Origin of the sequence: Nonlabens sp. Hel1_33_55 (assembly GCF_900101765.1) — a bacterium.
Taxonomy (GTDB): domain Bacteria; phylum Bacteroidota; class Bacteroidia; order Flavobacteriales; family Flavobacteriaceae; genus Nonlabens.
The window spans coordinates 125,144-148,436 of the sequence record NZ_LT627735.1 but is presented as its reverse complement, the minus strand read 5'-3'; the positions used below and the strand labels follow the sequence as shown (position 1 = coordinate 148,436).

The window sequence follows — 23,293 nt, the reverse complement described above, 5'->3', positions numbered from 1 at the left end:
TGTAATTTATTTCTTGACTTCCGTTGGAGTGTTAAGCTTTTTAGTCAATTCTACCGAAATGGCTGTTCTTTCAAAAAGCATTTTTCCAGCTCCAGTTTCAATCATTACAGTTCCCTTGTCGCCGTTGATCTGGTTTACTTTACCGTGGATACCACTGGTCGTAATAACTCGATCACCTACTTTAAGAGATTCTGCAAATTGTTTTTCTTCTTTGCGACGCTTGGATTGCGGTCTGATTATTAGAAAATAAAATATCAGGGCGATACCTACGTAAGGTGCAAATGCTATAAACTGATCCATAAAGGGAATTAAGCGTTAGGTGCGCTGGACTTTCCAGTAACGAAACCTTTGATAACGATAACCTCAGTACCAGCTTCAGTGTTGGTAGTAATAGTTACCGACTTGCTCTGCGCGTTAGGCTTACCACTAGTATTGAATTTTACCAATAAAGATCCTTCTTCTCCTGGAGCTACTGGTTCTTTAGTCCATGTAGGAACAGTACAACCACAGCTTCCCTTTGCATTGACAATGATCAATGGAGAAGTTCCTGTATTTTTAAATTTGTATTCTTTCTCAACAACGGTACCTTCATTTACGGTTCCAAAATCATATTCTGACTCGTCAAAAGACATGACCGGATAATTAGCTTCAACTGACTCGCGGTTTGCAGCGGCAGTAAGATTAGCCTCATCGATCTTTGCAGATGCAGACTCATTACAGCTAGTAAGTGAAACGGCAGCAACAGCTGCGAATAATAAAACTATTTTCTTCATTTTTTTAATTTTTAAAAGCGTTCAAAGATAATAAATGCTTGTGGATCAACAACGACAAAAATCGTTCCGTTACATGGTGCCGCGACCTACTTTGTTGATCATATCGTCTTTTTGGAACTGTTTTAACAAGTTGTCCAGAATACCATTGATGAATATGCGGCTTTTTGGCGAACTGTAATCTTTTGAAATTTCAAGATATTCGTTCAACGATGCCTTTACGGGAATGCTTGGGAAATATAAAAACTCACACTGTGCCATCATGATCATGACACCATCAATCTGTGCGATACGTTCAGAATCCCAATTAGGTGTCTTGCCTTCTAACCTATTCCAGAGTTGGTCATGATTCAACACGGTTCTTCTAAAAAGATCCATTGCAAACTTGATGTCCTCGCTATCCTTAATTAATTCTGGTAGCTTGATTTCTTTATTGACCTTAATCTTTCTAACAAACTTGATGATTTCTGTATTCACAAGTGGATAATCATCCATCCAGGTAATATTAGCGTCTTCTAGATAGCTCATCAACTCATCATCTGGCGCAATGATTTCAGAAAAAATCGCGTTGACAAAATTCTGATCCTTTTTAATGCTGTCACTTTCCTCACTGGCATACATGACAAAAATCTTGTCTCCAACAATTTGCTCATAAAGTCGCTCCACGTATTTGGAATCAAGATGCCATGGGTTGAGTTTGCGTTTTTTAAGGGCTTCTTTAAGTGCTGGACTTTTGGATAGTTCGATGAGCACTTTGTTCTCGATAAGCGCACGGCTCGGGTTTTTGACCGCTTCAGATCCTGTAAATCGCTCTTGGGCAAGTTTGAAACGCTGCTCTGCCAGTTCGTGGATTTTTACCAGTAGCTGCAACATGTACAGAAACAAAACAAAGGTTTGCGTCATACTACCATTAAGGAATTTCTCGAGTTCCTTGAGATCATCGGGACGTTGTCTCTGAAAGACAAAAACGGCCTGCATGACCTTGATGCGCAAATGTCTACGGGTAAGCATAAGAACGAATTTTATAAGTGCAACGCGGCTGGTGGTTAGTCAGCTTTCGCGAAAGCGTAATTATCATTATCCTCAATACAAATTACTGATTGAGGAGAGCAAAAATAATACTAATAATGGGATTAGGCGTTGTGTTCTGCACGTCTTGCATCGATGCGCGCCTGGGCAATTTGCAAGGCGGCAGTATGCGTGGTGGTGCTGTTTGCGGTAGCTTTTTTGAGAATTTCCAAGGTCGTGGTATAGATATTTTCTGTCTTGCGCATAATTTCTGAACGGTCATAGCCTTCCAACTCTGCATAGACATTGATAATACCACCGGCGTTTATTAGAAAATCTGGTGCATACACAATACCACGTTGTTGTAATAACATGCCGTGCTTTGCCTCATCTGCCAGCTGATTATTCGCTGCTCCAGCAATAATTTTAGCCTGTAACTTGGTGATAGAATTGTCATTAATTGTAGCTCCCAGCGCGCAAGGTGCATAGATATCCATAGGTTCTGCATGCAGGTCTGCTCCCTGATAAATCGTTGCTCCATATTTTGAACTTACTTCTTCCAGGCGTTCCCGATTGATATCTGCAATTGTGACTTTTGCACCTTCTTGAGTGAGGTACTCCACAAGTGTTTCACCCACATGACCTACACCTTCAACAAAAACTACTTTATCTTCTAACACATCACTACCATACTTAAACTGTGCAGCAGCTTTCATTCCCATGAAAACTCCATAGGCTGTGATGGGAGAAGGATTACCAGAACCACCTTTATTTTCTGAGATTCCTGTAACGTAAGGTGTGACTTCACGCACTAGATCCATGTCTACAGTGTCCATACCTACATCTTCTGCAGTGATATATTTACCACTAAGACTATGTACAAATTCACCAAACTTGCGCATCATCTCTGGTGTTTTCTGTGTCTTGGAATCACCTATTATAACAGCCTTGCCACCACCTAGATTAAGGCCTGTGATCGCGCTCTTGTAGGTCATCCCACGAGAAAGTCGCAACGCATCATTGAGAGCAGACCATTCATTATCGTAATTCCACATTCTGGTACCGCCCAAAGCAGGTCCCAATACCGTATTATGGATACTTATGATGGCCTTTAAACCTGTATCTTTGTCGTTGCAAAAAACAACTTGCTCATGATCGTTGAAGGACAACTGTCCAAAAACAGGATCTTGATTGATGATTTTTTCTAATGTAGTGTAGTCTTCAGACATGGTATCACCCATTAAGGGTATATGATTTTGCGATGCAAAAGTAATCTGATTTTAATCCAAACTACAATGGGAGAAAGCCAATTTTCAATCGTTAATAAGTAAATAGTACGACCAAGTACCTATGAAGGAATTAAAGAAGCTCAACAGGCTATTTGTCAAATATAAATGGCAGCTCATTTTTGGTATTATAGTCACTATTGCCTCTAGATATCTATCACTTTACTTACCTAAATACGTTGGGAAGATCATCAACCTTCTCAATGCGTATGGGAATGGCGAGCGTACTGATCTGGAACAGGTCAAAAGTGACCTTCTACTTTATATAGGTATTATTTTAGGTACCACATTACTTGCAGCGATTTTGACTTTTGTGATGAGGCAATTAATCATTGTCGTGTCCAGACACTTGGAATACGATTTAAAAAACATCATCTACCAGCAGTACCAGAGATTATCACTTAGCTTTTATAAACAAAACCGTACTGGTGATTTGATGAACCGCATAAGTGAGGATGTTTCTAAAGTACGCATGTACATGGGTCCTGCGATTATGTATAGTATCAATATGGCAACATTATTTGCAGTGGTGATACCAGCCATGATCGACACTGCTCCTACTCTAGCTTTGTATACGCTGCTCCCTTTGCCTTTTCTATCAGTCGCTATTTACGTGGTAAGCCGTGAGATTCATAAAAGATCTACGCTCGTTCAGCAATATTTATCGAACCTCAACACTATTTCTCAAGAGGCATTTAGTGGTATTTCAGTTATTAAAGCCTATAATCTCGCGCCTCAAATGAGCGCTCAGTTCGTTCAGGTTTCCAATGATAGCAAGGATAAAAACATCGATCTAGCGAGAGTGCAGGCACTATTTTTTCCTATGATGGTACTGTTGATAGGACTGAGTAATATTCTTGTGATTTACATAGGCGGTAGACAAGTGATTGCTGGAGAGATTGAAGTAGGCGCCATTCCAGAATTTTTGATCTACGTTAATATGTTGACTTGGCCGGTCGCGGTTTTGGGTTGGGTGACTAACATGATCCAGCAGGCAGAAGCTTCTCAAAAACGTATCAACCAATTCCTGGACATTGAACCTCAAATTCAAAATCTGGTAGAAGAATCAACTCCGGTTCAGGGCAGCATTGAATTTGAGAATGTGAACTTTATTTATGAGGATACTAATATTCATGCCCTCAAAAATCTTTCCTTCAAAATACGTAGCGGTGGCACATTAGCAATTTTAGGTAAGACTGGTAGTGGTAAGTCAACAGTACTGGAACTGATAGGCAGGTTATATGATGTGACTGATGGGGTTATCAAAATTGATGGTAAATCAGTTAGGGATTTAAATCTTGATGACTTACGTCAATCCATAGGGTATGTACCTCAAGATGCGTTCTTATTTTCTGACACCATTGGGAATAACATAGCCTTTGGAAAAAAAGATGCTAGCGATGAAGAAATCATAACTGCTGCCAAGAACGCGGTGGTACACAAAAACATCAAGAACTTTACAAACGGTTATGATACGGTTTTGGGCGAGCGCGGCATCACATTAAGTGGCGGTCAAAAACAACGGGTTTCCATAGCGAGAGCCATCATAAAAGATCCTAACATATTATTGTTCGACGACTGCTTAAGCGCCGTAGACACAGAAACCGAAGAACAAATTCTCAACAACCTCAAAAAAGTCACGCAAGACACGACCACAATTATTGTGAGTCACAGAGTAAGCTCTGCTAAAAATGCTGATCTCATCATCGTTCTTGAAGATGGTAAAATCATAGAAGAAGGCAATCACCAATCGCTCATGAATAAAGACGGTTATTATGCCGAATTGTACGCAAATCAAATGCTAGAGCAGTAAGCCGTAAAATTATAAGCCAGCTTTTCAAGTTTTTTCCTATTTTTGAGTGCTTAACACCCAAAAAACCGACATGAGCGACAGAGATTATCAGGAGCAGGAAGAAATTTACTCAAAAGTGGTTCGTGCAGGAAGACGCACCTATTTCTTTGACGTACGATCTACAAAGGCAGACGATTACTACCTTACCATTACTGAAAGCAAGAAATTCACAAACGATGACGGTAGCTTTCACTTCAAGAAACACAAAATCTATTTGTACAAAGAGGACTTTGCAGAATTCGGCGAGACCTTGAAAGATGTGACAGATTACATCATCAATGAAAAAGGTGATGAAGTCATTTCAGAGAGACACAAAACGGACTTCAAAAAAGAAGAGCCAGCAACTCCAGCCGCAGATGACGCCACAGAGCCTAATCATCCTGCAAGTTTTACCAACGTTGACTTTGACGATATTTAAATCGTAACGATCACAAATACAAGCCTTTCCTCGTGAAAGGCTTTTTACTTTAAAGCCATAATACTATTATATGAAGAATATAGTTCTTTTGACTGCTGTGTTGTTCGCTTTCGCGAAAGCGGTAACCGCACAAACCACCGTCGATCCACAAATGGATTACTACTTACCAACTGACGTTACCTACAACCCTGATATTCCAACTCCAGAAGAAGTAATAGGATACGTTCCAGGAAAGTGGCACGTTACACACGACAAATTAGTCCAATATATGATGGCTCTTGCAGACGCCAGTGATCGGATTACTATTGAGAATCGTGGGAAAACTTTTGAGGATCGACCGTTAATATTACTAACGGTAACTTCTGAGAACAACCAAAGCAATATTGAGAACTTACGTCAGGCGCATCAAGATCGGATTGACGGTAACTCCAGCAATAATGGTCCTATCGTTATCTATCAAGGGTTCTCCATACATGGTAATGAGCCTAGTGGTTCTAACGCATCCTTACTTTATGCTTACTATCTAGCAGCTGCTCAAGGAACCAATGTTGAAGAAATGCTGGACAATACAGTGGTTTTACTGGATCCTAGCTTTAATCCAGATGGATTGCAACGTTTTGCAGGTTGGGTGAATCAACACAAAAATGAAAACATCACCATTGACGGTAATGATCGTGAATATGACGAGGCATGGCCTGGTGGGCGAACGAACCATTATTGGTTTGACATGAACCGAGACTGGTTACCAATACAACTCCCAGAATCCAGAGCACGCATCGCGAGTTTCAATAAATGGATGCCTAATATCTTGACGGACCATCATGAGATGGGAACCAATTCCAGCTTCTTTTTCCAGCCAGGAATTCCATCTAGAACGAATCCGTTGACGCCGCAGATGAATCAGGATCTTACTAAAGAAATAGGTAACTATCACGCGGCAGCATTGGATAAAATTGGATCGTTTTATTATACCGAAGAAAGTTTTGACGACTTCTATTATGGTAAAGGATCTACTTTTCCTGATGTGAATGGTGGTATTGGTATTTTGTTTGAGCAGGCCAGCTCTCGCGGGCATGCGCAGGAATCGGTTAATGGAGTATTGACATTTCCGTTTACGATACGCAACCAGTTTACAGCAGCCTTGAGTACTCTCGCAGCAGCAAACGGAATGAAAAATAAGATTTTAGACTATCAAGCCAAATTCTATAAAGATGCAGCCAATGAGGCAAAAAGCGGAAACATCATTTTCGGCGATTCCAAAGATTCTGGAAAAACAGATGCTTTTGCAGAGGTTCTGCTACGTCATGAAATAAGATTGAAAGAACTTGATCAAGACGTCAAAGTTGATGGAAAGGAATACAAAAAAGGATATGCTTACGTCATTCCTAAATCGCAAAAGAAAAGTCGCTTGATCAATGCCATTTTTCAAAAGGACACCCAATTTACCGATAGCCTCTTCTATGATATTAGTGCCTGGACATTTCCTTTAGCTTTTGACCTGGACTACAACATGAATGCTGGAAACATTGGCTCTGGTGATGATGTTACCGCGACTATGAATCAGAGTTCATTTGAGATCAACAAGTCAAGAGATTCTAAAAAAGCTTTAGCCGTTTCTGATTATGCCTACCTGATGGAATGGAATGAATATATGGCTCCAAAGGTGCTGAATGACCTTCTTAATAATGACATCATCGCCAAAGTCGCCATGCAACCATTCACTTTAAACGGCAAGTCCTATGATTACGGGACCATCATGATTCCGGTTTCCAGACAACCTATTGCTACGAATGAATTGCATCAACGACTTTCTAACTATCAAACCGAGACTGCTGTCGTGATCGATGCCGTTTCTACCGGATTGACCACAGGAATTGATCTGGGATCCAACTCTTTTGTGCCATTGAATGATCCTAAAATTGCATTGGTAATAGGTGACGGTACTGACTCTTATGATGCAGGAGAGATTTGGCACCTGTTGGACCAGCGTTATGATATCGCGATTACCAAAATTGAACGTGATCGTCTAAGCCGTGCAGATTTGAGCAAGTACAACACGATCATCTTTCCTAATTCTTACGGGTCTCCTGACAAAAGCACGATGGAAAATCTACAATCTTGGGTACGCGCTGGCGGTACATTTATTGGTTTTGGAAATTCGCTACGATGGATGTCTAGTTCCAAAATGCTACCCATGACTTTCAAATCCACTGAGAATCCTGCCAAAAATGTAACTTTTGAACAGCGAGGCGACTTTAACGGCGCCCAGGTTATTGGCGGTGCTATTTTTGAAACCCAACTGGACCGCTCGCATCCTATCGCTTTTGGGTATAAGGATAGTCAGCTACCTATATTTAGAAATACGACAATGTTTGTTGAGGCAGACAGTACTTCTCACCGCAATCCTATCAAATACACGAACGAGCCTTTAATGGCAGGTTACATTTCAAAACCGAATCTTGAGGCGCTCAAAAACACTAGACCTTTTGTACACAACAGCTACGGTCGTGGTAATGTGATTGGGTTCACAGACAATACCAATTTTAGAGCCTTCTGGTATGGTACCAACAAATTGATGATGAACGCCATCTTCTTTGCAGATGCGATGTAGATAGATCAACAGTCTTAAATAGTAATTAAGATAGGTTCTTATTACGCTTTCGCGAAAGCGATATCATCCAAACCACGAAATTTTAAACAACAAAAAAAGCAGATCCTCACAGATCTGCTTTTTTAATATTCAATATTAGCTGTAGTCTAGCTCAATTCTTTACCTCTACGTTTGCGCTCATTTTCATCAAGATAGATCTTACGCAATCTCAAGTGATTAGGCGTTACCTCTACATATTCATCCTTCTGGATATATTCAAGAGCTTCTTCCAGTGTAAACTTCACCGGTGGAGCGATCTTCACCTTATCATCATTTCCTGCACTACGTACGTTGGAAAGTTTCTTAGTCTTCGTCAAGTTGATCGCAAGATCGTCCGGTCTGGAGTTCTCTCCTACTACCTGACCTCCATAAATCTCTTCACCTGGATGAATAAAGAATTTACCACGATCCTGTAGTTTATCCATAGAATAAGGAATAGAAGTTCCTTTTTCCATGGAGATCATAGAACCATTGATACGTCCAGCGATCTCACCTTTGTAAGGCTCAAAACCTATAAAACGGTGGTTCATGATCGCCTCACCAGCAGTTGCGGTGATCAACTGATTTCTCAAACCTATGATACCACGTGATGGTATTTTAAATTCAATGATCATACGTTCACCTTTAGGCGCCATACTGGTCATTTCACCTTTTCTTAATGTTACCATGTCAACAGCTTTACCGCTAACATTCTCTGGTAGGTCAATAGTCAACTCTTCAATAGGCTCACACTGGACACCATCAACTTCTTTGATGATTACTTGTGGTTGCCCTATCTGTAATTCATAACCTTCGCGACGCATGGTTTCAATCAATACGGAAAGGTGCAAAACGCCACGGCCAAAAACCATGAACTTATCTGCTGCTCCTGTATCGTGAACCTGCAACGCTAGGTTTTTCTCTAATTCTTTAGTCAAACGATCCTTGATGTGACGTGAGGTCACAAACTTACCGTCCTTACCAAAGAATGGTGAATCGTTAATGGTGAATAACATACTCATGGTAGGCTCATCGATAGCGATGGTTTCCATTGCTTCTGGATTCTCAAAATCTGCAACGCTGTCGCCTATTTCAAAACCTTCTAAACCTACAATAGCACAAATATCACCAGCCATTACTTCTTCTGCTTTGGCTTTTCCCATCCCGTCAAAGACATAGACCTCTTTCACTTTGGTTTTAGTGATAGAACCGTCACGCTTGCATAAAGAAACGTTTTGTCCTTCTTTAATAGAACCTCTTTTGATACGACCTATCGCGATACGACCGGTGTAATTAGAAAAGTCTAGCGAAGTAATCAACAGCTGTGTCGTTCCTTCTTCTATTTTAGGAGCAGGAACGTGCTCGATTACCATATCAAGAAGTGGCTCGATGTTTTTTGTTTCATCCTTCCAGTCCTCTGACATCCAGTTGTTTTTCGCACTACCGTATACGGTAGGGAAATCCAATTGCCATTCTTCTGCACCCAATTCAAACATCAAGTCAAAAACAGACTCGTGTACCTCGTCTGGAGTACAGTTTTCTTTATCTACTTTATTCACAACCACACAAGGCTTCAACCCAAGATCGATTGCTTTTTGTAGTACAAATCGTGTTTGAGGCATAGGACCTTCAAAGGCATCTACCAGCAACAATACACCATCTGCCATGTTCAAAACACGTTCTACCTCACCACCAAAATCTGCGTGACCAGGTGTGTCGATGATGTTAATCTTAGTTCCCTTGTACATTACCGATACGTTTTTTGCAAGGATGGTAATCCCGCGTTCACGCTCGATATCGTTATTATCAAGGATCAATTCTCCTGTTGTCTCGTTCTCTCTAAAGATTTCACAGTGGTGCAAAATCTTGTCTACGAGCGTCGTCTTACCGTGGTCAACGTGAGCAATGATCGCAATGTTTCTAATGTCTTTCATAAAAATAGTACTTCTTAGCGGCTGCAAAAGTACTCTTATTTATTGGTTTATAGCATAGTAGAGCGTTAAAGTGGTTGTAATTGCAATGAGTTGATAGTCAGCTGTGAAGTATGAGGTTTAGTTCGCTTTCGCGAAAGCGGAACTCCTACCAACATAGTCTTAAACATCGAAGTTATTGCTGGACAACAAGCGATAACGCTGGATAGAATATGTATTTCCATACCCTACTTTTTCGTATTTTGAACAAAATTCTCTGATGCCCTACTGGCTCTATATTACATTGATCGTTGTGGCTGCATATGCAGTCATAAGCGTGCTGTTGTATTATTTACAGGAATACTTTTTATTCAGACCTGAGAAACTGCCTGCAGATTTTCAGTTTTTATACGAGAATCAAACCGTTGAGGAATACAACATGACCACGCGAGATGGTGCAGTACTCAACGGGCTTCACTTCAAAGTAGAAAAACCAGTTGGACTGGTTTTGTATCTCAAGGGAAACAGCAAAAGCATCAAAGGTTGGGGAAAGTTTGCGGTGGACTTTACCCGTCATAATTATGATGTGATTATGGTGGATTACCGTGGTTTTGGCAAGAGTACCGGCAAGCGATCCCAAAAAGCCATCAAGCGCGACCTTCAACAGATCTATGACAAGATCAATGAAAAAGTGGCCGAAAAATACATCGTACTTTATGGTAGATCGTTAGGATCTGGATTTGCAGCAAAGCTAGCGTCGATGAATAATCCCAAAATGCTAATTCTGGATGCGCCTTACTACAGCCTTACCAAAGTAACAGGCAGATATATGCCTTTTATGCCGCTATCTTTGATCATGCGTTATCCCATGCCTACCTATAAATGGCTCAAATATGTAGAGTGCCCCATTCACATTATTCATGGGACCAAGGACAAACTCATCACCTTTAAAAGTAGCTTAAAATTAGCACAGGTAAAGCCTGAATCGACGACCTTGCATCCCATTATTGGCGCTGGGCACAAGAACATGCAGGAGTTTGAAAGTTACCATCATGCGATGGATGAAATATTGCTGACGCGAAAGCGGAAAAAAATTGACCTTTCCACAACCAGTAAAGGTTCCAATCACCATAAATCTTAATGAAACTTTTTCTCAAAATTCTTGCTGCGATTGCAGTGATCCTCATTCTATCTGTAACCATGCTCTACGCCTTTCAGGAAAAATTGATCTTTTTACAAAGCACGCTACCGGCTGACTATACTTTCCAGTTTGACGAGGACTTTGAGGAATTCAACCTAAAAAATCAAGACGGTGCCGTACTCAACGCCATTCACCTAAAGGCAGAAAAACCTAAAGGTGTCATCGTTTATTACCATGGCAATGCTGGAACGCTGGATCGATGGGGCGATGTGGCCTCCTATTTCACACAATATAATTATGATGTGATTATCATGGATTATCGCGGTTATGGTAAAAGCACAGGAGAATTATCTGAAAAAGCGCTCTACGAAGACGCGCAGCTATTTTACGATTACGCGAAAAATCAATTTCAAGAGGATCAAATCTTTGTGTACGGCAGATCGCTGGGTACCGGAATTGCAACTTATGTAGCTGCCAATAATAATCCAGCAATGTTATTGCTGGAGACTCCTTACCTCAATCTTACTGACATTGCCAGCAGACGTTTTCCCATTCTTCCCATGGATAGGTTACTCAAATATAAATTCCCAAGTGATGAATTTATTACCGAAACTACTTGTCCAATTGTGATCTTTCACGGCACTGCAGATGGTGTGGTTCCTTATGAAAGTGGTCGTGCGCTAGGTGATTTGGTACCGCAGGAACGACTGGAGTTTATTACTGTTCCTGATGGTAAACACAAAAATTTGATTGAATTTGATGAGTATAGAAATGCTATCAAAAAGATAATGGGAAATACTCCATCGAAAACGCTTTAGTGGTATATGCCATTCTAAATACCACTTTGCTTCGTGTTTTAGAATTAAATGCTTCAGACTACAAGCTTAAAGCTACTCATTCAATTAACATATACTTGATACGATAAAATAACGAGTGCTTCTAACTTGGCACTTTATCCTATTATTCCATGTACAACATTAATAGTATTGTAATTGCCTTGTTATTATTTGTAGCCATTATTGCCGCAAATGAAGTAGGAATCTATTTTGGTGAGAAATTTGAGCGCAAGGCAGATGATGACGCAAAATCTCAATCGTCCTCGATTCAAGGCGGTATTTTGGGGATGCTCGCTCTAATTATTGGTTTTAGTTTCAGCATGTCGGTTTCGAGATATGATAATCGCGCCATAGAAGAAGTCGCAGAAGCTAATGCTATAGGAACAGCAATGCTAAGAACTCAATTGTTACCAGATCCAGAAGGCTTTACTGCAGACTCCTTAATGAAACTTTATGTTGATCACAGAATTGTTTCTGTAAAAATTGATGTGACCCAAGAGAACCAACGAATGGAGCTTCTTGAAAGAACTAAAGATTTGCAGCAACAGATATGGCAGGTAGCGATTACCGCCGCAGAAAAAACTCCGAATCCTGTGACTACAGGTTATTTCGTAACCTCTATTAACGATATGATAGATGCACAGGGAAAACGCAACGATGTTTTACAACGCTCCTTACCAGAACTGATTTATTATTTGATGTTTGTCATATTCATTTTTGCCAGTCTGTTCACTGGTTATGTAAGTGGTTTGGGTAAAAATAATCCGCGAGTGCCTACAATTATTATGGGCTTTTTGATCTCGCTTATGATATTTGTCATCATCGATCTTGATCGTCCCAGACGCGGAATTATTGAAGTAAAACAAGACAGTATGGAAGCTTTGAAATAGCACCAACAGTTAAGTCTTTCTTAATCCAGCCGATTACCTTTAGATAGGTTTGGGTTTGGGATTCATGTTTTTCACCTTTGCACATCATACAAAAAAGTGAAATATTATGAGTCAAGTGCAAGCAAACGATACAGTTAAAGTTCATTACACAGGTAAACTAAAAAACGATGGTCGTGTCTTTGATACATCAGAAAATAGAGAGCCATTAGAAGCAAAATTAGGCCAGAACCAATTGATTCCGGGATTTGAGAAAGGATTGACTGGTATGAAAGTCAACGAAAAAAAAACCATAGAGATTCCTATGGAAGAAGCCTACGGTGATGTGCAGAAAGAATTATTTCAAAAAGTAGAACGCAATCAATTGCCAGAAGATATCAAACCAGAAGTAGGTATGGGATTGATGGCAAAAAATCCTGACGGAACTGAGCGCCAGTTGCGCGTTGCAGACGTTAAGGATGAGTTCATCATCGTTGATGCAAACCATCCACTAGCTGGACAGGATCTCGTTTTTGATCTTGAGGTTGTTGGGATCAACTAGCAAGTTGGAATAAAGCTGAGAATTATTTGAGACCCATGTCATTTGAGGACAGCAATACGGTCGCAAAAAGAATCGGCTATTTATATTAAATAAAATGCCCTTTTGAGATTATCAAAAGGGCATTTTTAATTTACTAAATTGGGATTGAATTTCAGATTATATAATAGAATTCTGACACAACTCACACCACAACGTTTTTATCAACAAGTCTTGCTTGCCAGCAATCGCTGTACCTTGTAGACGTCCACGGCTTTGGAGAACTTCTTACTTACGCTGGGTAGGTTCTCGCTGGAAATCCAGATCTTGAGTTCGGCATCACGATCAAAGGTTCCTGCGGTCTCCAATGAAAATCTGGAAATGCTTTTATAAGGCATAGATTTCATATCCATTTTCTTACCTGTCAAGCCTTGTTTGTCTATAAGAATCAAACGCTTTGTGGTAAACAAGAATACATCCCTAAACAGAACAAAACCCATCTCAACGGCTTCATTTTCAATTAGAAGATGACCGTACTCATTCAACAACTCTTCATTGGAAACCTCGCCGGCATTTCCCAGCATTTTATCTATAAAACTCATCGTTCTTTTTGATAAATATAAAGCCTTAGTCTAGTCCATAGTTCTAGAATCTTGTTAAAGGGTTTGATGATTTTTAAGCTTTCGCGAAAGCATAAAAAAAACCGCTTTCTAAATGAAAACGGCTTAATATAAAACTGATAATTTATTTTAGGATTCTATACCTTCCTTTTTATTCATAGCTATAACTGCAAGATTATAGACCACAAGGCCAAAGCCTATCTTATTTATCGCGTCTCCTATGTTATAGATCACGTTTAGGTCCCATCCTCCAAAAATACCTTCATACCATCCTGGGGTTCCCGCCATATAACCTATAGGGTAAATCGCCCATCCCACAAGGACAAACCAACATAACGTTTTGTGAGCAGATAACACGGCGCCACCAGCAGACTTTGCTAGTTTTTTTGCCGTACCAAACCAAATTTCATAAACAATAACAACGTAGGCGATACCTGAAATAAGACCCCATAACCATGCATTATCGCGATCAACAGCTTCACCAGCATATCCAGTAACAAGCATAACTACCGAAAAGAAAATCAATCTCCACATAAGTGATTTTTTAGCTCCTGCTACTCTAAGGATGAGATAGAACTCTACACACATAAGAGGTACGGTAAGCACCCAGTCAACATACCTAAAGAAAACAGGCGATTCACCAAATCCAGACCAATAATCTCGCATGTACCAGTAATGCACAGCAGCAATAAATGTAATGAGTCCAGAGACCAAAATTGAAGTGCGCCACTTCCTATCAAAACTACTCATGGATAAGAAGAAGAAGGCACTTGCAGCCATCATTGCCATACATCCTACAAAGAATGTAAAACCTACGTAATCGTCAGCAGCCAGTCTGACTACCTCGACATTTAATAATAAATTATTCATATATAAAGTTTATGGTTATTAACTATTTAAGTCGTTTAAAACTTTATTATTTACAAATCCTTAATAAATTTTATAAAATATTATTTAATTGATAATTCAAATAGCTTGATATGTAGTAAAAGATTTCTGTTTTAGTTCGCTTTCGCGAAAGCGAACTAAACCTCATCATCGTGCATAGATTAACATTCTAAAACCTTGAACGCCACGCAACGAAATTCTATCTTTGCATTCTTCAAAAATGAGTATAGGATATGTTTGATAATTTAACGGATAAGCTGGACAAAGCGATGCACGTCCTCAAGGGACACGGCAGCATCACTGAGGTTAACGTAGCAGATACACTTAAGGAAATACGTCGCGCACTTGTCGATGCAGATGTGAACTATAAAATTGCCAAAGAGTTTACCTCAACGGCAAAAGAAAAGGCGCTGGGGCAAGGCGTACTTACCACATTAAAGCCAGGTCAGCTCTTGACAAAAATCGTCAAGGATGAACTGACGGAACTCATGGGTGGATCTGTTGAAGGAATCAACTTATCTGGTAACCCTACGGTTATTCTTATGTCTGGTCTGCAGGGATCTGGTAAAACAACCTTTTCTGGAAAACTGGCCAACTATCTTAAGACCAAAAAGAACAAAAAACCGCTTCTCGTAGCTTGTGATATCTATCGTCCAGCAGCGATTGACCAGCTGCATGTAGTAGGTGAGCAAATAGGTGTCGAGGTATTTTCAAATCGCGATGAAAAAGATCCTGTAAAGATCTCAGAAGCTGCGATTGCCTATGCAAAACAAAACGGCTTCAATGCTGTAATTATAGATACTGCCGGTCGTCTTGCGATTGATGAGCAAATGATGAAAGAGATTGCAGATGTTCATGCTGCGGTCAAACCTCACGAGACGTTATTTGTTGTGGATTCCATGACGGGTCAGGATGCCGTGAATACTGCAAAGGCTTTTAATAAGCGCCTTAATTTTGATGGTGTTGTTCTAACAAAACTAGATGGTGATACTCGCGGTGGTGCCGCTTTATCAATTAAGTCAGTAGTTGATAAGCCTATCAAATTTATCGGTACTGGTGAGAAAATGGAGGCGATCGATGTGTTCTACCCAGAACGTATGGCAGATCGTATTTTGGGAATGGGTGATGTCGTGTCTCTTGTGGAACGTGCTCAGGAACAATTTGACGAAGAGGAAGCCCGTAAACTGAGTAAGAAAATTGCCAAGAATCAATTCGGTTTTGATGATTTCCTTTCTCAGATCCAGCAGATCAAGAAAATGGGTAACATGAAGGATCTCATGGGAATGATTCCAGGTGCCGGTAAAATGTTGAAAGATGTGGATATTGATGATGACGCCTTCAAAGGAATTGAGGCCATCATCCATTCCATGACGGTTCAAGAAAGAACGCAACCACAAGTTATCAATGGATCTCGTAAAAAAAGAATCGCAAAAGGTAGCGGTACTACAGTAACGGAAGTCAACCAACTTTTGAAACAATTTGACCAAATGAGCAAGATGATGAAGATGATGCAAGGAGGAAAAGGGAAAGCGATGATGCAGGCCATGAGTAAAATGAGATAGGGCACTACGTATAATTGCCAATTTTTGAATTGCTGTCGCAATTCTCGATTACCGATTCCTAATTAATTTAGAAACTAAAAGTCACCTCTTTCAATGTTTGCAAAAATATAAATATGGCTCATTACAAATCTTTTGAAGACTTGGAAATTTGGCAACGTGCCAGAATTATCTGTAATGAGATATACGATTTGTATTTATCAAGTGATTTGCAAAAAGATTATGGTCTTTGGAACCAGATCAATAAGTCCTCAGGTTCAATTATGGATAATATCGCAGAGGGATTTGAAAGAGATGGTAATCGAGAATTTATTCAGTTTCTTAGTATAGCAAAAGCAAGTTGTGGGGAATCAAAATCTCAATTATATAGATGCTTAGATAGAAAATATTTAGAGCCAGAAAAATTTGGCAGCATCGCCAAACAAATGAATGAATGCCAAGCCCAAATTGCAGGATTCATGAAGTACTTGAAAAATAGTGACCGTAAAGGAAATAAATACGATTGATTATTAAAATATAATCGGCAATTACAAATTGCAGAGCCATTTCAAAATTGGCAATAGAAAATTAAAACCACCACACCATGACCATACTAGACGGCAAAAAGACCAGCAACGATATAAAAAATGAGATTAAGGATATTGTCGATGAGATGAAATCCAATGGCGAGAAAGTACCACATCTGGCAGCTGTGATTGTTGGTAATGATGGTGCAAGTTTGACTTATGTAGGATCAAAAGTTCGTGCCTGTGAGCGTGTAGGTTTTGAAAGTACGATGGTGCGCATGCCAGCTACTACCAGTGAAACGGAACTATTGAAGGAAATCAAGAAGCTTAATAATAATCCAGATATCGATGGTTTTATCGTTCAGCTACCGTTGCCTAAACAAATTGATACCCAAAAGGTATTGATGGCAGTGGATCCAGATAAGGATGTAGATGGTTTTCACCCAACGAATTTTGGTCGTATGGCGCTGGACATGAGTACGTTTATTCCTGCGACTCCATTTGGTATTCTGGAATTACTAGATCGGTATGAGGTACAAACCTCTGGTAAGCATACTGTTGTCATTGGTAGGTCACACATTGTGGGTCGACCTATGAGTATCTTGATGGGTAGAAAGGGATTTCCGGGAAATTCTACGGTTACCTTGACTCACAGTCGTACTAAAAATATTACCCAAATCACATCTCAAGCAGATATTATCATCACCGCGCTGGGCGTTCCAGGCTTCTTGAAAGCCGAAATGGTTAAAGATGGTGCTGTAATTATTGACGTTGGAATCACACGCGTTCCAGATGAATCACGCGAGCGTGGTTATTACATTACCGGTGATGTAGATTATGAAAACGTTTCAAAAAAGGCTAGTCATATCACACCAGTTCCAGGCGGTGTAGGTCCTATGACCATCGCGATGCTGCTTAAGAACACACTTTTAGCTAGAGAACGTCACAGAGAAGCCAGTAGCAAATAGTTGTTTGAGAAGTCCGCTTTCGCGAAAGCGAACTAAAAATAAAACTTCAACTTATTATTTACCACCATTTGCCTGAAGATCTGCGATGCATTGTGCATCTAATTGTGGGATACTGGTCATGTTCATCATATTAAGGACATTGCCACCGTTGATTTCAAAAAACATCAGGCAACCTTCCACATCACAATGGCGCTCGTTATCTGGATCTTCATGCTGACTTTGCAATGGTGTACCTAAGTTGACCAGTCCCATAAGGTGGGCAAACTCGTGATTGTAAACCGTCGTTTCCAGATTAACTCTCGACGGCTGATTCAATCCGCCGCTAAATCGCTCAACCGTGCTTTGATAAATCACTAATGATGTATTGCGATACGCCGTTCCCAGCACTACGGAATTTCCTTCATCATTTTCATTGGGCTTATCTGCCACAATAATAGACACGGCTATGGTGTTGTCTCTGGTAAAGCTGGTTCGATTGTCCTGTTCTAAGTCGTCAATTTCTTCAATAGTATAATTCTCGCCAGTACTATCGGTAATATTGCGCTGTGTAATTGAAATACCTTCAGGCTTATTGAGTCGCTGCTGCAGAAAGTTCTGCAAGTTGACGAGCGTTTCAGTTTCTGGACGTATGCCGTTGATATAAATTATCTCAATCTCTAATTGATCAAAAGTGTTCGATCTCAATAACTCTTCAGCACTATCGCCTGTAGAACGCAAATTTGCATTGCCGTTATTGCCAGGATTTCCATTGTCATCATTACCATTGTCATCGCTGGAACAACCTATAAGGCCAACGATAAACAAAAACATCAGTATTTTTTTCATTCTAGATTTTTATGTTACACAAAATAGAGCTTAGATACTTAAAACCCAAAAGCTTCTTTTAAATTGCACGATCTTTTATAATTAGTTCCCAACTTATCATGATTTCGCCAGAGGATTTACCGTCGATTGCTGCCCAACGTAAAAAGGAGAATGTTGCATTTTTCAAAAAGCTAAAACGTAAATCTCCTAAAAACATAGACTCTATAACACAAGAGTTACACGATGAGGCTTTTGAAGAGATTGATTGTCTTAAGTGTGCCAACTGCTGTAAAACAACTGGTCCTTTATTTACGCAAAATGACATCAACCGGATTGCGAAACACTTTAAAATGAAACCCGCTTCATTTATTGATACCTATTTACGTATTGATGAGGATAAGGATTATGTACTTCAAACAGTGCCTTGTACCTTTCTAGGTGCAGATAATTATTGTAGTATTTATGAAGTACGGCCTAAAGCTTGTAGAGAATACCCGCATACTGATCGTAGAAAATTGACTCAGATTGCCTCGATCACCATTGCCAACACATTTATCTGTCCAGCTGCATTTCATATTGTAGAGAGAATGAAGGAATCGATTAAAAGCTAATTTTGTAGTCCTTTACTTATTAAATTCCTACAATAAATTCACCGTTATTATTAAGGTTAGTTAAATCACATTATAGTACTCAATAGTTCACATATATTTCCCGCGTGCGCAAAATACTACTTTTATTAAGTTTGGTAATATTGACATCTTGTAGCAAACAAGAGCCAAGTAAAACCGAAATTGTTGGTAGAGATTATTTAACTAATTTGATCAATAAGCCAGCAACAGATCGTGTCCAAGTAATTAACTTCTGGGCGACATGGTGCATACCTTGCGTGGAAGAATTACCAGCTTTTGTAGAAATAGATGATAAGGACAATATTGAAGTAATATTGATTAGTCTTGACGATGTAGAAAATGTAGATGAATTGGTAAATCCGTTTTTGGTAAAGAATAATATCACGCCAACGGTAAAGTTGTTGGACGATCCTTATGCTGCAGAATGGATTCCAATGGTTGATCAGCATTGGGATGGTGCAATACCAGCCACACTGATTCAAAAAGGCTCAAAAAAGATGTTTTACAATACTTCATTCACCGCTAGTGAATTGAAGTCAGAAATAAATAAATTTTTATGAAAACGCTCAAGATATTAACCGTTGTTTGCTTGATTGCTCTATCAGGCGCTGTAGTTTTTGGTGCTATGGAATATTCTTCTAGATCTGGAGAATTATATGCCGTTAATCCAAATGAAAACTACAACCAAACCGAAGAGGACGAACAGTTCTTTGATAATGCCTATTCAGAAAATGAAGATGATGAACTGGTAGGATATTCCATAGGCGATGAAGCTACAGATTTCAATTTGAAAGATATAGACGGCAGTTTTAAGTCATTGGAAGATTATCCAGACGCAAAAGGTTTCATAGTAATTTTTACCTGCAACCATTGTCCTTATAGTAAAGCTTATGAAGATCGAATTATCGCTATTGACAAAGAATACAAGAAAAAAGGATATCCTGTAATTGCGATAAACCCTAACAATCCAGAATTATATCCAGACGATAGCTTTGAAAATATGAAGATTCGGGCTAGAGAAAAAGGATTTACTTTCCCTTATTTATTTGACTCTAAACAGGACATTTACCCACAATATGGAGCCACAAAAACGCCACATGTCTTTCTTTTAGAAAAGGAAAATTCTAAAAACATTGTAAGATATATAGGTGCTATTGACGATAATCATAAAGATGTCAAAGCGGTTAAAAATCATTTTTTGAAGGATGCCCTTGATGCCCTAATTAGTGGTAGAGAAATTGATCCTAAAACAACCGTCGCGATAGGTTGTTCCATTAAAAAATAGTGGAATCAAGTAACCACACAGGATTCTAGCAAGCTGTAGATATTGCGTATTTTTGCATAAAGATTTGTCATGGTGCTCGAACAGTATTACACAAAATGTCTTGCGCAGGGAACGTATTATATTTCCTCTGCAGGTGATGCTGCGGTAATAGACCCATTACGGGAAGTCCAGCAATACATTGATCGTGCAGATCAAGACAAGGCCAACATCAAATATATTTTTCTTACTCATTTTCATGCAGATTTTGTTAGCGGTCATGTAGATCTAGCTCAAAAAACAGGTGCGACTATTGTAATAGGTCCCAATGCTGAGACGAGTTACGCTTTCGCGAAAGCGAACCACCAACAATCATTTTCAATAGGAAATATAACATTGACCTTGCTTCACACGCCTGGTCACACGCTGGAGTCATCCTGCTATTTGCTTAAAGATGAAAACGAAAAACCAAAAGCTTTGTTTACCGGTGACACCCTATTTATAGGTGATGTAGGTCGACCGGATCTTGCCGTAAAATCAAACATTTCTAAGGATAAGCTTGCTGGAATGTTGTTTGATTCCCTACGTGATGTGATCATGAAATTACCAGATGACATCATAGTTTATCCAGCCCATGGCGCTGGTAGCGCTTGTGGGAAAAATATGAGTAGTGAGACCAGCGACAGCTTGGGAAATCAAAAAGCTACGAACTATGCCCTTGCGAGTGATTTGTCTAGAGAAGATTTTATAAAGCAGGTAACTAATGGGATCTCTGCACCACCAGCTTATTTCCCTAAAAATGTACAGATGAACCGCGGTGTAAATTCTAGCATCGATGAGGTTCTCCAACGAGGTCTGACAGCTATAAATCCAAAATCATTCAAAAGCTTATCTGAAGATCAAGAATTTTTGGTTCTTGATGTAAGGAGTCCGCAAGAGTTTACCGCTGCTCACGTTCCAGGATCTTGGTTTATTGGACTGGATGGGCAGTTTGCGCCTTGGGTTGGTTCTTTAATTAAAGATATTGATCAAAAAATCGTTTTGGTAGCACCTATAGGTCGCGAGGAAGAAGCGGTTACACGACTAGCGCGAGTAGGATACGATAATGTCAATGGATACCTAAAAGGTGGTTTTGAAGCTTGGCAGGAAGCTGGATTTGACACGGCGTCCATTGAAAATAAATCTGCTGAAAAATTTATTTCAGATTTCAATAGAGGTGCTGTTGAGAACATCATCGATGTAAGAAAACCTGCAGAATTCCAAAAGTCACACCTAGCTAATGTTCCTTTGTTTACTTTAGATAAAGTTCATGAAAATCTAAAAGAACTAGATGCTGAAAATAAATACCATATTCACTGCGCAGGAGGTTACAGATCTGTCATTTATGCCAGCATCGCACAATCTCGCGGAATCAAAAACATGATTAATATTGAAGGTGGTTATGGAGCCATTAAAAATGTTGCGGGTGCACCCGTAGAAACTCACACACTATGAAAAATTTAAGCAATCAAGAATGGCAGGAAATGACTGCCAACGATGATAATAAAGTCATCCTGGACGTACGTACTGATGAAGAATTTGCAGATGGAATTATTCCTGGAGCAGAACAATTAGACATCTATCAGCCACAGGAATTTATGGAAGGAGTCCAGAAAATGGATGCTTCAAAAAATTATTACGTTTATTGTAGAGCTGGAAGTCGTAGCGTCCAAGCTTGTCAAATTATGAAACAATCAGGTATTGATAACCTCTATAATTTAATTGGCGGTTACAGCAATTGGGATGGTGATACAACTATTCCTGAATAATCTGAATACATTTAATATTTAAGCTTACCTATTACATTATGGACTTATCCAAAGTACCACAACTAAAATATATTGATTCAAATAACTTTTTCTTGCTTTCTGGACCGTGCGCCATTGAGAGCGAAGAAATGGCGTTGCGAATAGCAGAAAAGGTGGTAAACATCACAGATAAGTTATCCATTCCATATGTATTCAAAGGTAGTTTCAAAAAGGCCAATCGCAGTCGTATCGATAGCTTTACAGGCATAGGTGATGAGAAAGCTTTGAAGATTTTGCGTAAAGTGAGTGAAACTTTTCAGATTCCGACCATAACTGATATTCATGAAGTAAGTGATGCATCAATGGCTGCTGAATATGTGGATATTCTACAGATACCTGCATTTCTAGTACGTCAGACTGATCTAGTTGTAGCCGCTGCAGAAACCGGCAAAGTTGTGAACTTGAAAAAAGGACAATTCATGTCTCCAGAAAGCATGAAGCATGCAGCCATGAAGGTAACCGATTCTGGTAATGAGCAAGTCATAATTACAGATCGTGGGACCATGTTCGGTTATCAAGATATGATTGTTGATTTTAGAGGTATTCCTACCATGAGACAATATGCGCCTACTGTTCTCGATGTCACTCATAGCTTGCAGCAACCCAATCAATCCAGCGGTGTTACTGGTGGACGTCCCGATATGATAGAAACCATAGCGCGAGCTGGAATCGTCAATCACGTAGATGGATTATTTATAGAAACACATTTTGATCCTGCAAATGCAAAAAGCGATGGCGCAAATATGCTAGATCTCAAATACTTAGAAGGGTTACTCACCAGATTAGTGAGTATTAGAAAAACCATCAATTCTTTCGCTTAGTTAGATCAAATTATTTTTGATAAAGAGTTTTGGAAGATCTAGTGATTTACTTAAAATGATTTTTACACATATGTTTGTAGTTGCTTCTGTTAGAACACTTAAGCGATAGATTAAATCGATTAAAGTAAAATTTAAG

The 23,293-nt window shown here is 39.5% G+C and carries 24 protein-coding genes; 16 read left to right on the top strand and 8 right to left on the bottom strand.

The features are described from left to right. Positions 1-6: 6 nt before the first annotated feature. From yajC to BLO34_RS00620, 4 genes are all read right to left on the bottom strand, one after another. The gene (gene yajC / locus BLO34_RS00635) at positions 7-300 is read right to left on the bottom strand and encodes a preprotein translocase subunit YajC (protein ID WP_090751675.1); all 294 of its coding nucleotides are present in this window, start codon (positions 298-300) and stop codon (positions 7-9) included. An 8-nt stretch (positions 301-308) separates the two neighbouring features. After that, positions 309-773, bottom strand: a complete 465-nt coding sequence (locus tag BLO34_RS00630) for a DUF1573 domain-containing protein (RefSeq protein ID WP_090751673.1) — start codon at positions 771-773, stop codon at positions 309-311. Positions 774-842: 69 nt separating this feature from the next. Beyond that, complete coding sequence (locus BLO34_RS00625) at positions 843-1,781, bottom strand: transcription antitermination protein NusB (RefSeq protein WP_090751671.1); 939 nt, start codon at positions 1,779-1,781, stop codon at positions 843-845. Between the two features lie 122 nt (positions 1,782-1,903). Continuing rightward, complete coding sequence (locus BLO34_RS00620) at positions 1,904-3,019, bottom strand: Glu/Leu/Phe/Val family dehydrogenase (RefSeq protein WP_231959526.1); 1,116 nt, start codon at positions 3,017-3,019, stop codon at positions 1,904-1,906. A 109-nt stretch (positions 3,020-3,128) separates the two neighbouring features. On the opposite strand from BLO34_RS00620, the gene BLO34_RS00615 reads away from it, so the two are divergent. The 3 genes from BLO34_RS00615 to BLO34_RS00605 all read left to right on the top strand — a co-directional run bounded on the left by BLO34_RS00615 (position 3,129) and on the right by BLO34_RS00605 (position 7,945). Then, positions 3,129-4,877: an ABC transporter ATP-binding protein gene (locus BLO34_RS00615; protein WP_090751670.1), complete on the top strand. Its 1,749-nt coding sequence runs from the start codon at positions 3,129-3,131 to the stop codon at positions 4,875-4,877. 70 nt (positions 4,878-4,947) lie between these two features. Then, on the top strand, positions 4,948-5,334 hold the full coding sequence (locus BLO34_RS00610) for a PUR family DNA/RNA-binding protein (RefSeq protein ID WP_090751668.1): 387 nt from the start codon (positions 4,948-4,950) through the stop codon (positions 5,332-5,334). Between the two features lie 70 nt (positions 5,335-5,404). Continuing rightward, the gene (locus tag BLO34_RS00605; RefSeq protein ID WP_090751666.1) at positions 5,405-7,945 is read left to right on the top strand and encodes a M14 family zinc carboxypeptidase; all 2,541 of its coding nucleotides are present in this window, start codon (positions 5,405-5,407) and stop codon (positions 7,943-7,945) included. A 146-nt stretch (positions 7,946-8,091) separates the two neighbouring features. Here the strand turns inward: BLO34_RS00605 and typA are convergent, their stop codons facing one another. Continuing rightward, positions 8,092-9,897 carry a translational GTPase TypA gene (typA, locus tag BLO34_RS00600; protein WP_090751664.1) on the bottom strand — a complete coding sequence of 602 codons (1,806 nt, stop codon included), beginning with the start codon at positions 9,895-9,897 and terminating at the stop codon, positions 8,092-8,094. Positions 9,898-10,153: 256 nt separating this feature from the next. On the opposite strand from typA, the gene BLO34_RS00595 reads away from it, so the two are divergent. The 4 genes from BLO34_RS00595 (at position 10,154) to BLO34_RS00580 (ending at position 13,278) form a co-directional block, all read left to right on the top strand. After that, positions 10,154-11,014 carry an alpha/beta hydrolase gene (locus BLO34_RS00595; RefSeq protein ID WP_090751662.1) on the top strand — a complete coding sequence of 287 codons (861 nt, stop codon included), beginning with the start codon at positions 10,154-10,156 and terminating at the stop codon, positions 11,012-11,014. After that, complete coding sequence (locus BLO34_RS00590; RefSeq protein WP_090751660.1) at positions 11,014-11,832, top strand: alpha/beta hydrolase; 819 nt, start codon at positions 11,014-11,016, stop codon at positions 11,830-11,832. The genes BLO34_RS00595 and BLO34_RS00590 overlap by 1 nt, the downstream gene beginning before the upstream one ends. 149 nt (positions 11,833-11,981) lie before the next feature. Further along, positions 11,982-12,740 (top strand): hypothetical protein, encoded by a 759-nt coding sequence (locus tag BLO34_RS00585; RefSeq protein ID WP_090751658.1) that lies wholly within the window; start codon positions 11,982-11,984, stop codon positions 12,738-12,740. A gap of 106 nt (positions 12,741-12,846) precedes the next feature. Next, positions 12,847-13,278, top strand: a complete 432-nt coding sequence (locus BLO34_RS00580; RefSeq protein ID WP_090751656.1) for a peptidylprolyl isomerase — start codon at positions 12,847-12,849, stop codon at positions 13,276-13,278. Between the two features lie 200 nt (positions 13,279-13,478). Here the strand turns inward: BLO34_RS00580 and BLO34_RS00575 are convergent, their stop codons facing one another. Together BLO34_RS00575 and BLO34_RS00570 are read right to left on the bottom strand one after the other, a co-directional pair. Then, on the bottom strand, positions 13,479-13,856 hold the full coding sequence (locus tag BLO34_RS00575) for a PH domain-containing protein (RefSeq protein WP_090751654.1): 378 nt from the start codon (positions 13,854-13,856) through the stop codon (positions 13,479-13,481). 147 nt (positions 13,857-14,003) lie between these two features. Continuing rightward, complete coding sequence (locus BLO34_RS00570; protein ID WP_090751652.1) at positions 14,004-14,744, bottom strand: bacteriorhodopsin-like; 741 nt, start codon at positions 14,742-14,744, stop codon at positions 14,004-14,006. Between the two features lie 251 nt (positions 14,745-14,995). Between BLO34_RS00570 and ffh the strand changes: the two genes are divergently transcribed. The 3 genes from ffh (at position 14,996) to BLO34_RS00555 (ending at position 17,795) form a co-directional block, all read left to right on the top strand. Beyond that, positions 14,996-16,324 carry a signal recognition particle protein gene (gene ffh, locus BLO34_RS00565; RefSeq protein WP_090751650.1) on the top strand — a complete coding sequence of 443 codons (1,329 nt, stop codon included), beginning with the start codon at positions 14,996-14,998 and terminating at the stop codon, positions 16,322-16,324. Between the two features lie 113 nt (positions 16,325-16,437). Beyond that, the gene (locus BLO34_RS00560) at positions 16,438-16,827 is read left to right on the top strand and encodes a four helix bundle protein (RefSeq protein ID WP_090751648.1); all 390 of its coding nucleotides are present in this window, start codon (positions 16,438-16,440) and stop codon (positions 16,825-16,827) included. A 77-nt stretch (positions 16,828-16,904) separates the two neighbouring features. Beyond that, positions 16,905-17,795: a bifunctional 5,10-methylenetetrahydrofolate dehydrogenase/5,10-methenyltetrahydrofolate cyclohydrolase gene (locus BLO34_RS00555; protein WP_090751646.1), complete on the top strand. Its 891-nt coding sequence runs from the start codon at positions 16,905-16,907 to the stop codon at positions 17,793-17,795. A 54-nt stretch (positions 17,796-17,849) separates the two neighbouring features. Here BLO34_RS00555 and BLO34_RS00550 read toward each other — a convergent pair whose 3' ends face one another. Further along, positions 17,850-18,620 (bottom strand): hypothetical protein, encoded by a 771-nt coding sequence (locus BLO34_RS00550; protein ID WP_090751644.1) that lies wholly within the window; start codon positions 18,618-18,620, stop codon positions 17,850-17,852. A gap of 98 nt (positions 18,621-18,718) precedes the next feature. Here BLO34_RS00550 and BLO34_RS00545 point away from each other — a divergent pair, with 98 nt between their 5' ends. The 6 genes from BLO34_RS00545 (at position 18,719) to kdsA (ending at position 23,157) form a co-directional block, all read left to right on the top strand. Beyond that, entirely contained in the window at positions 18,719-19,210 is a 492-nt protein-coding gene (locus tag BLO34_RS00545; protein ID WP_090751642.1) for a YkgJ family cysteine cluster protein, read from the top strand. Between the two features lie 104 nt (positions 19,211-19,314). Continuing rightward, a complete protein-coding gene (locus BLO34_RS00540) occupies positions 19,315-19,788 on the top strand; it encodes a TlpA disulfide reductase family protein (RefSeq protein ID WP_090751641.1) in 474 nt (157 codons plus the stop codon). Next, positions 19,785-20,513 (top strand): thioredoxin family protein, encoded by a 729-nt coding sequence (locus BLO34_RS00535; protein ID WP_090751639.1) that lies wholly within the window; start codon positions 19,785-19,787, stop codon positions 20,511-20,513. The genes BLO34_RS00540 and BLO34_RS00535 overlap by 4 nt, the downstream gene beginning before the upstream one ends. A 69-nt stretch (positions 20,514-20,582) precedes the next feature. After that, a complete protein-coding gene (locus tag BLO34_RS00530) occupies positions 20,583-21,983 on the top strand; it encodes an MBL fold metallo-hydrolase (RefSeq protein WP_090751637.1) in 1,401 nt (466 codons plus the stop codon). Continuing rightward, positions 21,980-22,297, top strand: coding sequence for a rhodanese-like domain-containing protein (locus BLO34_RS00525; RefSeq protein ID WP_090751635.1), 318 nt, complete (start codon positions 21,980-21,982; stop codon positions 22,295-22,297). Before BLO34_RS00530 ends, BLO34_RS00525 begins: the two co-directional genes overlap by 4 nt. A gap of 38 nt (positions 22,298-22,335) precedes the next feature. After that, positions 22,336-23,157 carry a 3-deoxy-8-phosphooctulonate synthase gene (kdsA, locus tag BLO34_RS00520; RefSeq protein ID WP_090751633.1) on the top strand — a complete coding sequence of 274 codons (822 nt, stop codon included), beginning with the start codon at positions 22,336-22,338 and terminating at the stop codon, positions 23,155-23,157. The last annotated feature ends 136 nt before the right edge of the window (positions 23,158-23,293 follow it).

Coding starts and splice junctions, on each gene's coding strand:
- BLO34_RS00545 (WP_090751642.1), top strand. CDS start 18,719: ATGATTTCGCCAGAGGATTTACCGTCGATTGCTGCCCAACGTAAAAAG.
- BLO34_RS00550 (WP_090751644.1), bottom strand. CDS start 18,620: ATGAAAAAAATACTGATGTTTTTGTTTATCGTTGGCCTTATAGGTTGT.
- kdsA (WP_090751633.1), top strand. CDS start 22,336: ATGGACTTATCCAAAGTACCACAACTAAAATATATTGATTCAAATAAC.
- BLO34_RS00575 (WP_090751654.1), bottom strand. CDS start 13,856: ATGAGTTTTATAGATAAAATGCTGGGAAATGCCGGCGAGGTTTCCAAT.
- BLO34_RS00560 (WP_090751648.1), top strand. CDS start 16,438: ATGGCTCATTACAAATCTTTTGAAGACTTGGAAATTTGGCAACGTGCC.
- BLO34_RS00595 (WP_090751662.1), top strand. CDS start 10,154: ATGCCCTACTGGCTCTATATTACATTGATCGTTGTGGCTGCATATGCA.
- BLO34_RS00630 (WP_090751673.1), bottom strand. CDS start 773: ATGAAGAAAATAGTTTTATTATTCGCAGCTGTTGCTGCCGTTTCACTT.
- BLO34_RS00605 (WP_090751666.1), top strand. CDS start 5,405: ATGAAGAATATAGTTCTTTTGACTGCTGTGTTGTTCGCTTTCGCGAAA.
- ffh (WP_090751650.1), top strand. CDS start 14,996: ATGTTTGATAATTTAACGGATAAGCTGGACAAAGCGATGCACGTCCTC.
- BLO34_RS00615 (WP_090751670.1), top strand. CDS start 3,129: ATGAAGGAATTAAAGAAGCTCAACAGGCTATTTGTCAAATATAAATGG.
- yajC (WP_090751675.1), bottom strand. CDS start 300: ATGGATCAGTTTATAGCATTTGCACCTTACGTAGGTATCGCCCTGATA.
- BLO34_RS00620 (WP_231959526.1), bottom strand. CDS start 3,019: ATGGGTGATACCATGTCTGAAGACTACACTACATTAGAAAAAATCATC.
- BLO34_RS00580 (WP_090751656.1), top strand. CDS start 12,847: ATGAGTCAAGTGCAAGCAAACGATACAGTTAAAGTTCATTACACAGGT.
- typA (WP_090751664.1), bottom strand. CDS start 9,897: ATGAAAGACATTAGAAACATTGCGATCATTGCTCACGTTGACCACGGT.
- BLO34_RS00570 (WP_090751652.1), bottom strand. CDS start 14,744: ATGAATAATTTATTATTAAATGTCGAGGTAGTCAGACTGGCTGCTGAC.
- BLO34_RS00585 (WP_090751658.1), top strand. CDS start 11,982: ATGTACAACATTAATAGTATTGTAATTGCCTTGTTATTATTTGTAGCC.
- BLO34_RS00625 (WP_090751671.1), bottom strand. CDS start 1,781: ATGCTTACCCGTAGACATTTGCGCATCAAGGTCATGCAGGCCGTTTTT.
- BLO34_RS00535 (WP_090751639.1), top strand. CDS start 19,785: ATGAAAACGCTCAAGATATTAACCGTTGTTTGCTTGATTGCTCTATCA.
- BLO34_RS00525 (WP_090751635.1), top strand. CDS start 21,980: ATGAAAAATTTAAGCAATCAAGAATGGCAGGAAATGACTGCCAACGAT.
- BLO34_RS00530 (WP_090751637.1), top strand. CDS start 20,583: ATGGTGCTCGAACAGTATTACACAAAATGTCTTGCGCAGGGAACGTAT.
- BLO34_RS00590 (WP_090751660.1), top strand. CDS start 11,014: ATGAAACTTTTTCTCAAAATTCTTGCTGCGATTGCAGTGATCCTCATT.
- BLO34_RS00610 (WP_090751668.1), top strand. CDS start 4,948: ATGAGCGACAGAGATTATCAGGAGCAGGAAGAAATTTACTCAAAAGTG.
- BLO34_RS00555 (WP_090751646.1), top strand. CDS start 16,905: ATGACCATACTAGACGGCAAAAAGACCAGCAACGATATAAAAAATGAG.